9 protein-coding genes are annotated in these 11,986 nt (G+C 44.9%); 3 read left to right on the top strand and 6 right to left on the bottom strand.

Annotation, left to right across the window (positions count from 1 at the left end; translation table 11 throughout):
- Nucleotides 1–116 precede the first annotated feature (116 nt).
- Both ACLFWI_RS17130 and ACLFWI_RS17125 read left to right on the top strand, forming a co-directional pair.
- Complete coding sequence (locus ACLFWI_RS17130; protein ID WP_446413920.1) at nt 117–260, top strand: chlorophyll a/b-binding protein; 144 nt, start codon at nt 117–119, stop codon at nt 258–260.
- Between the two features lie 182 nt (nt 261–442).
- Nucleotides 443–1,780 carry a nucleoside recognition domain-containing protein gene (locus tag ACLFWI_RS17125; RefSeq protein WP_446413919.1) on the top strand — a complete coding sequence of 446 codons (1,338 nt, stop codon included), beginning with the start codon at nt 443–445 and terminating at the stop codon, nt 1,778–1,780.
- 341 nt (nt 1,781–2,121) lie between these two features.
- Here ACLFWI_RS17125 and ACLFWI_RS17120 read toward each other — a convergent pair whose 3' ends face one another.
- A complete protein-coding gene (locus ACLFWI_RS17120) occupies nt 2,122–2,811 on the bottom strand; it encodes a hypothetical protein (protein ID WP_446413918.1) in 690 nt (229 codons plus the stop codon).
- A gap of 247 nt (nt 2,812–3,058) precedes the next feature.
- Here ACLFWI_RS17120 and ACLFWI_RS17115 point away from each other — a divergent pair, with 247 nt between their 5' ends.
- Entirely contained in the window at nt 3,059–4,105 is a 1,047-nt protein-coding gene (locus ACLFWI_RS17115; protein ID WP_446413917.1) for an alpha/beta fold hydrolase, read from the top strand.
- Nucleotides 4,106–4,430: 325 nt separating this feature from the next.
- Here the strand turns inward: ACLFWI_RS17115 and ACLFWI_RS17110 are convergent, their stop codons facing one another.
- The 5 genes from ACLFWI_RS17110 to ACLFWI_RS17090 all read right to left on the bottom strand — a co-directional run bounded on the left by ACLFWI_RS17110 (nt 4,431) and on the right by ACLFWI_RS17090 (nt 11,633).
- Entirely contained in the window at nt 4,431–5,738 is a 1,308-nt protein-coding gene (locus ACLFWI_RS17110) for a sensor histidine kinase (protein WP_446413921.1), read from the bottom strand.
- Nucleotides 5,739–5,859: 121 nt separating this feature from the next.
- On the bottom strand, nt 5,860–9,108 hold the full coding sequence (locus ACLFWI_RS17105) for a PAS domain S-box protein (RefSeq protein WP_446413916.1): 3,249 nt from the start codon (nt 9,106–9,108) through the stop codon (nt 5,860–5,862).
- A gap of 438 nt (nt 9,109–9,546) precedes the next feature.
- Nucleotides 9,547–10,677 carry a WD40 repeat domain-containing protein gene (locus tag ACLFWI_RS17100; protein WP_446413915.1) on the bottom strand — a complete coding sequence of 377 codons (1,131 nt, stop codon included), beginning with the start codon at nt 10,675–10,677 and terminating at the stop codon, nt 9,547–9,549.
- 182 nt (nt 10,678–10,859) lie between these two features.
- On the bottom strand, nt 10,860–11,285 hold the full coding sequence (locus ACLFWI_RS17095; RefSeq protein ID WP_446409617.1) for a heavy metal-responsive transcriptional regulator: 426 nt from the start codon (nt 11,283–11,285) through the stop codon (nt 10,860–10,862).
- A gap of 54 nt (nt 11,286–11,339) precedes the next feature.
- Complete coding sequence (locus tag ACLFWI_RS17090) at nt 11,340–11,633, bottom strand: hypothetical protein (protein ID WP_446398408.1); 294 nt, start codon at nt 11,631–11,633, stop codon at nt 11,340–11,342.
- Nucleotides 11,634–11,986 lie beyond the last annotated feature (353 nt).

The following is an 11,986-nucleotide window of genomic DNA, read 5'->3' as shown; positions in this document are numbered from 1 at the left end:
TTATTGGTATCGCGACCGAATTACTCACAGGGCAAGGCATTCTGCAACAAATCGGCTTAATGTAATCCGCTGCAACTGTAAAAACGCACACCAAAGGGTATTAATAGAGGATAGTCATGCAAGAACAAGAAACCAAGTTAGGCTTTACCACCTTCGCTGAAACCTGGAATGGTCGCTTGGCGATGCTGGGCTTCGTTATTGGTATCGCGACCGAATTACTCACAGGGCAAGGCATTCTGCAACAAATCGGTCTAATGTAGTGCAGCGATACCTAACTCCTTCCTAGAAAACGCTTCGTATCCCTACGAACTAACTGAATCGTTGATAACTGACAGGCATCTAGAACTAACTATTCGTGTATAGAACAATTACTGGACTGAGGGCTTTTGCCTTCAGTCCTTTCCCGTTATCCTAAGAGTCTGTCTGTTTACAGTGATTCAGTATGTCCTCCCAACCATCGAGGAAGCCCAGCGCTATCAACATTGTTTTTGTCGGCTTTATTGCTGTCGCTATCCTATTTGCCGGGTATACCGACAAGATGCAAGCCATTACTGACGCCAGTTTTGAATCCGCCAAAACTGCCGTCGAGTTAGCCATTGGTTTGATTGGTGTCATGGCGCTTTGGTTAGGATTAGTAAGGGTTTTGGAAGCAGGTGGGCTGATGTACAATCTGGCAACTCTGCTCAAACCCTTGATGGTGAAACTTTTTCCTGATGTACCCCCTACCCATCCGGCGATGGGGGCGATGATTCTGAATATTTCTGCCAATATGCTGGGGTTGGGGAATGCGGCGACTCCATTTGGCATCAAGGCGATGGTGGAGTTAAATAAGTTGAATCCGTTTCCGGGAACAGCAACGGATGCGATGTGTCTGTTTCTGGCGATTAATACATCGAGTGTGGCTCTATTTCCCTTAGGTGTCATTGGTGTGCGGGCGGCGGCAAATAGTAGTGATCCTGCTGCCATTTGGCTACCGACATTTTTGTCTACGACTTGTTCGACGCTGGTTGGGGTGTTAGTGGCGTTGTTTTTACGCAAAAGGAGTCAAGTATCCGATACGCCTGTCGCGGATAGTTCAGGACAAGAAACGGTGCTGCAAACCGAGGATGAGGTTAAGCCCGTTGAAGAACCAGATTTTTCCCATTTGTTGTATCCCGCAGGTCGAATTTCTAAAATTGTCGCTTGGGGGTTTATTGCCGGGTTCATCTTTTCTATGGTTTATGGCGTGATAATCCGCCAAAGTTTAGGTGGTTTCTTCAACCAAGATTTTATTTCCTATTGGCTCATTCCCACATTAATCTTATTGATTATCGCCTATGGGGTTGGACGCGGGGTGAAAGTTTATGAAGCGGTGACAGAGGGGGCGGTACAGGGGTTCGAGATTGCGATTCGGATTATTCCGTTTCTAGTCGCTATTTTAGTGGCAATTGGTATGTTTCGGGCGTCAGGGGCGATGGAGGCGCTTTCGACTCTCTTAAATCCGATAACGAGTTTAATTGGGTTGCCTGCTGAAGTCTTACCGATGGCGTTAATTCGTCCTCTGTCTGGGGGAGGAGCATTAGGTATTATGAGTGAGATAGTGGAACGAGCACCGGATTCCTATAGTGCGTTTTTGGCTTCAACGATGATGGGGAGTACGGAAACAACGTTTTATGTGTTGGCGGTTTATTTTGGCGCTGTTGGCATTACTCGCATCCGTTATGCACTGGTGGCAGCTTTATTGGCAGATGCGACGGGATTAATTATGGCTTGTGTGTTTTCGGCTTTGTTTTGGAGATAAATTGGTCATTTTTCATTCGTCATTTGTCATTCGTCCTTCGTCCTTTGGATACCCCGGTTATTTTACGTAGGGTGGGCAAGAATTATCAACCCTGAAGTGCTTATGTTATCGTTTTTGGCTCTTGCCCACCTCCAGGTTATTAGAGTTATAAAATTTGGTTTTATTTCTGGATAAACTTTGGGCAAGGGCGGGTTTATTTACATCTGTATCTACTCGCAACCGATAACGGTAAAACCCGCCCCTACAACTAAACCTGTTATACAAATCAGCTTTTGTCACCCTCTTTAAGACGTGACTACTTTTTCCTTACCACCTTACTCCTCCCCTTGAAACCTTCTGCCTTATCTCAAGACTAACTCAGCATCTAAGGTTAAGTCTAAATCGGTTTCTGGGTAAATCACGAAAACTTCGGCTTGTTCGCTTCCACCTAAAAGTAATCCGCTTAATGCGCCTAATCCAGCACCGACTAAAACTTCAATTAAATCAATATCGCCAAATATTTCTGATAAAACCCCGGCGGCGGCTGCACCAATGGCGGCATTTTTGAGAATACGACTGACATCGGTTCCATTATCGATTGTTTCTGTTTCTGTAATGACTGCTGATGTCGCTTCAATCGGTAATTCTCGATTACTGGTTTTTAGGGTTAGCTGTTTCGCGATAAATTGAGTTCCGTCTTCTACGGGACGTAATTCTCCTTCAATTTGACTCCCGATGGGAATTAAAATTGTTCCGACTGAAGAACGAATTGGCTGGGTAACAGTCAGGGTGATGGGTGCGGTTTCATCGGGGGTAACTACTATTTTTTCCGCCTCCTCAGATTTAACCGCAATAATTGTTCCCGATGGTACGCTTACTTGTGTAGAACGAGGGGTGACTGGAGTGGGTTGTGAGGGAAACAGTTGTCCGATACGATCAGGTTGGGCTTTGGCTGTCCCTGGTGCGGCGATGAGGATGGGAAGTGAGGCTGTTGTGGTTATGCCTAGTGCCATCAGAACGGCTAGTTTTGATTGGCAACGATAATTTAACATGGAAATATGCCTGCCATAATAAAATTACTATGGATTAAGTTGACTGATTTTTTAGGTAAAGGTTCCAGATAATGGTAATCTTATTACATGTTTTTTCAACGCAGAGGGACGCAGAGGTTAACGCAGAGGGGCGCAGAGGAATTGGGTGTATTTGATGGAAAAGTTTATCGTAATATATATATAAGTAAGCTCATGTACCGTTAAATTTGCTATTCCTTGTTATCGGTTCTACAATAAATGACAACTAATGGGTATTTTTCCAGCACCTAAATTTAATACGTTTACACTGGATAGGTTTGAACTGGAATCTGGTGTTGTATTACCTCAGGTTAATTTAGCTTATCGAATTAGTGGTACACCGTCATCACAACCGCCAATTGTAACTTGTACGGCTTTTGCACAAAGTTATTATGATTTGGCTTATCTGCGGGGGGCTAAGTTGGCGTTAGATCCGAAAAAAGATTGGATTATTCATACGGAGTTGTTGGGGAATGGGCGCAGTAGTTCTCCGAGTAATACTCCGCCACCGTTTAATGGTGCTAATTTTCCGACGGTAACGATTCGGGATAATGTGAATTTACAATCTGCACTTCTGAATCATCTTGGCGTTAATAGGATTCGTGCTGTTGTTGGTGCAAGTATGGGGGGACAACAGGCAATTCAATGGGCGGTGAGTTATCCAGATAGGGTAGAAAAAGCTGTGGTTATTGCCGGAAGTTGTCGCGCGACTTGGCATGTTCGTCTATTTCTTAATAGTTTGGCAACCTGTATTCGTTCTGATCCAGCGTTCCAAGAGGGCAATTATATAGAACCTCCTTTATTAGGACTGTCGCGAATGTCTGAAGCTTGGGCGCCTTGGGCTTTTTCGCCAGAGTTTTATTCATCAGAGGTGTATCAAAGGTATCCTGATACTCAGGCAAATTCGTTGGATGAATTTTTGGCGAAATGGCGCACCCGCTATCATGAAAAAGATGCGAATGACCTATTATGTCATTTTCAGACTTGGGCGGATCATGATGTTAGTTTGACGCCCGGTATGGATGGATCATTAAAGAAGGCGTTGGCGAGTATAAAAGCAGAGGTTCTCTTTCTACCTATTCGCACGGATGCCTATTTTGCTGTCGCTGATGTCACCGCAGAAGCCGCACTCATTCCTCATGCCCAAGTTATGGTGCTAAACTCAGTTTATGGTCATGGGGCGGCGTTTGGACGAGACAAGAGCGATCGCACACAACTCAATCACGCGATCGCGAATTTCCTGCATCAAGACATCAACCCTTCTCTCATGGGCTAAATTTGATCCAAAACAGGACTATTCAATCCGTTAGCATTGGAGTTATTTTAACCCTCCAGGTAGCAGAGTAACTTAAAGCATTTGGGCAAAAAATTTATCGAATTGGAGAAATAAGTAGCAACGATATCTAGCCATTCCCAATCATTTTTATATAATTTACAACAGTGATGAATCAGGGCGGGTTTTGTTGTTCATTTATTAGTAACAAGCTAGCCTAGTGGCTAAACCCGCCCCTACAAAGGACTTAGCTTGCTTGGTGCTTCGCGAGTATGACAAATAACAAATAACAAATAACAAATTGCCGTGAAAAGTCAGACTATCAGACTTATGACATGGGCAACTCAATCACAAACTCGGTTCCTTGCTCTGGTGCGGAACTGAAATTTAGGGAACCTCCATGCTTTTCAACGACAATCTGACGCGCAATCGATAAGCCTAAACCTGTTCCTTTGCCCACGGGCTTAGTGGTAAAAAAATTATCAAATATGCAATCTTTTACCTGAGTTGGCATTCCTATTCCATTATCGCGAATCCGAATAATAACAGTTTCTTTATCGTACTGAATATCGGTATCAATTTTAATTTGAGGCAGATAGTCTTTATTCAATTCCTTGGACTTTTTTGTCTGTAATTCATCTAATGCATCTATCGCATTAGCAATAATATTCATAAAAACTTGGTTGAGTTGTCCAGGATAACATTCAATAGGCGGTAATTCGCCGTAGTTTTTAATCACCTCGATTTCTGGACGTTTATCATTTGCCTTAAGGCGGTATTTTAAAATCAACAGTGTACTTTCAATTCCATCATGGATGTTAAACGCTACCTTGGTATGAGCATCCAAACGAGAAAAGGTTCGCAAAGAGCTACTTAACTGAAAGAGACGATCAACTCCTTTTTTCATTGAGGATAAAATACTGGGCAAATCTTCAATCAAATAATCCAGTTCAATATCCTGACTTTCTTGTTCGATTTCAGTTCCGGGATGGGGAAATTTGTCTTGATACAGACGCAGCATGGAAATCAGATCGTTAGTATAGTCCTTGGCACAACTGAGATTTCCATGAATAAAGCCTACAGGATTGTTAATTTCATGAGCTACGGCGGCTACCAGTTGACCCAAGGTTGCCATTTTTTCAATTTGTACAAGCTGAACTTGGGCTTGTTGTAACTCCTGTAAGGTTTGTTTTAATTGGGCGGTTCGTTCTTCCACTCGTTGCTCTAAACCTTGGGTAAGTTGACGAATCGTCAGTTGATGATCCACACGCGCCAAAACTTCTTCAAATTGAAAAGGTTTAGTAATATAGTCAGCCCCTCCCAAGGCAAAGGCTTTGACTTTATCAAAGACTTCATCTAAGGCGCTAATAAAAATTATCGGAATATCACGAGTGACAGGTGAGGCTTTCAAGGCTGAACAAACGTCATAGCCATTCATGTCGGGCATTTTAATGTCCAACAAAATCAGATCAGGTGCTACCGCTTTCGCCGCCATTAATGCCATAGCACCGTTGACTGTACTGCGAACTTCATACCCATATCTTGTTAGTGCGGCTTCCAACAGACGTAAGCTATCGGCTGTATCATCAACGATTAAAATAATTCCTTTTGCGGTTTTTGGCTGATAACTGTTCATAAGCAAGTCTGGCTGCCAAGGGAGAGCAATGTAGAAACGTAGCATGCTACGTCTGAAAGCTGGGGAAGCAAAGGACGAATGACAAATGACGATCACGGTCGTTCAGTTTAATGTTTCCCACCTACTTAGCCTTTTGCGCTATATCCATAATGACATCACACCGAAAATTATTAACTAAATCAGTTAACGCCTTAGCGAATAACGTCTGTTCTGGGGGAATTTGTTCGATAAGCTGAATAATCTGTTTGTTATTAAGCTGAATGGCGGCTTGGTGCAACTGGGCAATCCAATTCATGGGCATTACCTTTAAATCCTCTGGGGTTAATATTGGTGTATCGGCATCGGATGAGGATGGGGCAGCATTTTCATAGCGATAACGAAGTCCTAAATGTTGTCCCATTTTCTCTAAAATCGCATCCGTTCGGAAGGGCTTGGCGACAAAATCATCACAACCGACATCTAAAATAGCGGTTCGTTCTTCATCAAAAGCGCTGGCGGTTAAGGCAATAATCACGGTTGTCTTTCCCTGAGGATGAGATTTAATCAATTGGGTGGCTTCATACCCATCCATCACAGGCATTCGCATATCTAACCAAATCAGATGAGGGTGCCAATGTTCCCAAATAGCCACAGCCACTTGACCATTTTCAGCTTCTTGCACGTCCAATCCCAAGGATTCCAGAAACTTAACCAGGGGTTTGCGATTTGCCCATTGATCTTCAACCACTAAAATGCGATAGTTGGGTTGGTCGGGTGCGATGCCAATTACCTGTTGACTTAAGGGTTGGCTAGGACTCTGATCTTGGGGAACAATGCCAATGGGGATATCAAATTTTACCAATGTACCTTGACCTGGAGTACTATTAATGGTAATCTCTCCCCCCATCAACTGGACAAATCGACGACTAATCGCTAAACCTAAACCCGTTCCTGAGTGCGATCGCTGACTGGTTTTCGTTTGCACAAAGGCTTGAAACAGGGTATCCAGTTCATCCGGGGGAATGCCAACCCCTGTGTCTTCAACTTCAAAAAACAGCCGGGATTGAGTATCTGTGTTCGTTGGTGCGGTTATCCTATCGGATATCTCTTGCACGCGCAAAATAACCCTACCTTGTGACGTAAATTTAACCGCATTACCGACTAAATTAATCAAAATTTGCCGCAATTTCCCCTCATCCGCCACCCCATAGCGAGGCACATTGGCAGTTCGCTCAACGATAAGTTGTAACCCCTTAGATTGGGCTTTGAGGCGCAACATCTCGGCAATGGAATTGATCAAACTGTAAAGGTCAAAGCTATTTTCTGACAGGGAAATCCTACCTGCCTCAATTTTGGACATATTCAGGACATTATTAATCAAATCCAGCAAATGTTCACCGGAACGGGTAATAATGCCCAAATAATCCTGCTGATCTTGATTTAGAGATGCATCCCTTGCCATGAGTTGAGTAAAGCCCAGAATGGCATTGAGGGGAGTACGCAGTTCATGACTCATATTTGCCAAGAACTCGCTTTTGCCCCGATTCGCTGCTTCTGCGGCGTCTAAAGCCTGTTGTAGGGCGGCTTCGGTTTGCTTGCGCTGTTGGATATCCTCAACTACGCCAATAATATAATTAGGGGTATCCATCCAAGTTCGCACCAGGGATACCGAAATATTAACCCATTGCCATTGACCATCTTTGCGGATAAAGCGTTTTTCTCTAGAATAGGTGGAACGTTGACCTGCTAATAATTGAGTTAAATCATTAAGTTCTGCGGCTCGGTCATTGGGATGAGTAATGTCGGGGAAACTAAGCTGTAATAATTCCGATTCCTCGTATCCTACCAGGTGACAAAATCGTTGATTGACCCGAATTAACTGTCCCGATGGTGTCCCCAGGGCAATGCCCACGGCGGCTTGTTCAAATATTGCCCGGAAGCGTTCTTCACTTTCTCGTAATGCGGCTTCCGCCCGTTGACGTTCGGTGACATCGCGCAAGCAAATCTCAAAAACCGATTCACCTTCCCATTCGGTTTCAACTACACTCATTTCAGCAAAGCTGAGTTGTCCATCGGCGCGAACAATTCCCAATTCTGTGGTGTGATTCACCCCAATCGGCAGTCCAAAGTTATAGTTGAGTAAGTCCTCTACATCCTGATTTAAAAGGTTGGCGGCGGCTGGGTTGGTGAAGCGAACTTGACCTTGGCGATCGACAATCATAATCCCGTCGGAGGTACTGCTGACGATCGCGTGGAGTCTGGCTTCACTGTGGCGCAGGCGTGCTTCAGTTAATTTGTAATCAGTGATATCCCGTCCAACTGCCTGGAATTCCAGTAATTGTCCTTGCTCGTCAAAGATAGCGCGATCGCTCCATTGTTGCCAGCGAATCTCACCACTCTCTAGAATGACACGGTGTTCGACTGTACCGACTGGGTTATCGGGAGTCAACTGAGTGATAAAGGCTGCTAACACGGGTTGATCATCCGGGTGAATCAGGGGGAAAAAGCGATGTCCAATTAGTTCTTCGGGAGTTTTGCCAAAATAGCGACAATAGACTTCGTTAACAAAGGTGAGTATGCCATCGGCGCTGTAACGACAAATGAGTTCACTTTGATCCTCGATAATCGCACGATAGCGGGATTCACTCTGTTGTAACTGCTTCTTTTGCTGTTCTACAGTGTTCTCTAGGATTCGCCAATGATTTTCTAGATGGTTGTAGGCTTGAGCATTCTTTAGCGCCGATGCAGCCTGGATGCACAGGAGTTGGACAATCGCCACGCGATCGCGCGTAAATACGCCTCTGGTTTGATCATTTTCTAGGTAAAGAATACCAATTCCCTGATTACCAACTGTTAATGGCGCACATAATACACTCAGTTGGGGATCTGTTGATTGTTGATTGTTGATTGTTGATTGTTGGTTGTTGATTGTTGGTTGCCCTCGATGCCATGGATTGTCGGGGTGGGTTTCACTCTTATCGTTTTTCTCCACCCTGATGGTACTAAATCCGCCCTCTTGTTCCTCATTTCCCCTATTCAGTGCGATCATTGACCATCGTTTAATGTCTGTCGTATCATCTGAGACAATCAAAATGTCTGGATGATGCCATACATATTCAACCAGCATCAGGGGAATCTCCGGGCTGGATTCGATGGGAGTCAGGGGCAAAATGGTGGGGTTCATACCCCTTACCCCCCTAGCCGCTATGACTAAACCCTCCGGCTGAGGCAAAATCAGGGTAACGCTTTGAGCATCTGTCGTTTCAAAGGCTATCTGGATTAAAGTTGAGAGCAATGGCTGTAGTCTAATTTCTCCAGAGATGGCTTGACATAACTCAATCACCGTCGCCATGGATAGACTATCGGAATTATTAATAAGACAAGAGACCAAGGTTCTAGGGTTAAATGTTTTGACATCAAAACGGACGAACACAAGCAACTTAGCCTGCTGATCAGATGGTTATTTCTGAAGAAAAATGAATTTTGCTTGACTTTTTCCGTTTACTGTTTTATTGACAACAGACCCTTGGATGATTCGCGATCGCGTCTTCTGTGAGCGTCCTTTTCTCCGGCTGATTAGCTTTTCTTTTCCAAAGATTAACTTAGCTTTATAGCAAGCTAAGCTTTTATAGCTTTTGTCCTCTAGTTTATACTAGATTTCCTTTAAGTGAAAACGGCTGTACGGCGGAAATCCTAGTGTAAGAAGGCAGAAATAACGCCAACAGCTACTATCTCCCCCAGCTTCCAGACGTGCCATGGCACGTCTCTACATTGGCTTCCCCAGCTCCCCCAGCTTCCCCAGTGAAGTAAGGGCTTGGTAACCAAGCCCCTACGGAGAACGTTGTGCCAACTCTTCACCACTCACGGTCGAAATTTGCCAAATCCTGATTTGCCGATCAAATCCACCTGTTGCCAAGACTGTACCATCCGGGCTAAAGGCAACGGAATGCACCCAATCTTCATGGGCTGTCAGTAACGCTAACAGTTCACCGGTTCTTAAATTCCATAACCGCACCCCGTCACGGCTGGTACTCGCCAGGGTGTCACCATCGGGGTTAATCGCCACCGCCCAGACTCGCCCGATATGTCCCGAAAGAGTCCGTGCTAATTGTCCAGTTCTGAGATTCCAGACTTTAATCGTGCGATCATAACTACCACTGACTAATGTTTGTCCATCGGGTGTAAACGCCAAGGCATTAACTGAACCACGATGGGCGCTAATCCGATTGAGTGATGCTCCTGTGTTTAAATTCCAGAGTTTAATTGAACCAAACTTATGACCACTTGCCAGGATATCTCCATCGGGGTGAATCGCCAGTCCATAGGTCTGGTTATCAAAACGCGCCAGGGTATATATTCGACGTTGTTTGGTTAAATCCCATAGTCGAATTCCATCTAAAGCCCCTGTTACTAAAGTGCGACCATCTGGCGTGATTGCTAAGGATAAAACATTGCTGGTATGATCACGAAACTGATGGATATAGTCTCCGGTTCTCCAGTTCCAGAGATTAACCGCAGCATCTGTACCCGAACTGACCAAGGTTTCTCCATCTGGTGATAAGCTAAGGACTGTAACCGACGTTCGTTGCGCTCGCAGGCTGTCGATTTCTCGACCTGTCTTTAGCTGCCAGAATTTAATTTTGCCATCGTTACGACTACCGCCGCTAATTAGAATTGTTCCATCGAGGCTAAAGAACAACGAATCAACGGCTGTGTTATGACCAGTAAACGTGTAAATGAGTCGCGGATTTCTCCAGGCTTCAGGAGAGGAGAGAGGTTGAGGCGGAGATAAATTATCGGGATTGAGTTGATTTGTTGGTGTAGGAGGCGGCGGTTGGGCAGGATTTTCCGGACTTGGTGGCGCAACGGGTACAGGTAAAGGCTGACTTATTGCCTTATGGCTGATAGTCGCCAAACTTATCATCACTCCTATCAAAACTGCCCTTATGTCATTTGTCATGCGTCATTTGTCATTCGTCATTCGTCCTAAATTATCGCACTTCAAACTTGGAATGGGGCGGGTTTAGTTCCATCGGGGTGAGGTCAAAAACGATAATCGTGAAACCCGCCCCTACACAAGCGCCAGGTACTTTTTAGCCCAGCGTTGAGTCAAGACTCGCCATGGTACATCTGGACAATTATTCATTGAATGTTTGGACAGATAGTTTGAGCTACGCGATCGCGCGGCGGCTGCTCTTGCCATCCTGAGAGTAAGCCTAAAAGCTCTGATTTGAGTAGTTCTAGGGCTTGAATTTGCTGGTTAATTTCCTCGACTTTATGCAGCAAGTGTTGCTTCACTGCACCACAGGGTAATTCCCCGGAGTCGTGAACCTTGAGGATTTCGTGGATTTCACTCAGGCTGAGTCCGAGGGATTGCGATCGCTTAATAAAGGCTAACCGATTTAGGGTTTGTTCGGTAAACAGGCGATAACCTGATTCGGAACGGGTTGTCGTTGGCGTCAGTAGACCCACTTCTTCGTAATAGCGAATCGTTTTTACCGACAATCCGCTTTGATTGGCAACTTCGCCAATTTTATACAATCGCTCCAATGTTGTTTGGCTCGTCATTCCCACCAATCCGCCTCTCTGCTTGAGTTTTCCGAAAAATTATAGCGGTAAGCATCAGCTATGGGGATGGCGCTTGCTGGTACTGAGCATCGGTAAGGGTGGACGGGAAGGACTTGATGGCAGATAATGGGTTACGGCTTGTTCAGCCAGTTCTGTTTGGCGACGTTGGCTTTGCCACCAGCGTAAACCTACAGCTAACATGACCATCATTAACCCAAATGTTAGCAGCGACCAGCGTTCACCAACTCCGCCAATGACGGCATCGACAGCGCCGACAGTGACAATAAAGCTAGAAATCGGCTCTTTGCGGTAGGCTAACTTCCAGAATCGAGGTCCTAAGGCATTCATCACGGTTTGTTATTTATCTCTATTCCACGTAAGTACTTTATCTACTTCTAGGTTATCCGATCAATCGACCGATTAACTGACAACCCATTATTCTTTAACACTAATAGTCGCAATCAGTATAGCGACTGACTTAATCCATTTGCTAGTATCTTTTGGCAAAAATTAGCTCCGGCTGCAAGGGGGGCGGAGGAGCTGACAGGTGTAGGTTTTTTATTTTAGGGTGGAGACTAGACTTGGGGGACAAGGAAGGAAAGAAGACAAGGGGGAAAAACCGTACAGAATTCGGTTCGGTCAAACCAACTTCTAACTTCTCAAAGCCGAAACGCCCTATTTTTCGTTAAAACTCTTCCTTG

This window comes from Coleofasciculus sp., assembly GCF_046539235.1.
Lineage (GTDB): Bacteria > Cyanobacteriota > Cyanobacteriia > Cyanobacteriales > Coleofasciculaceae > Coleofasciculus.
Note: the sequence above shows the minus strand (reverse complement) of the source record. Positions and strands in the feature narration are given on the sequence as shown.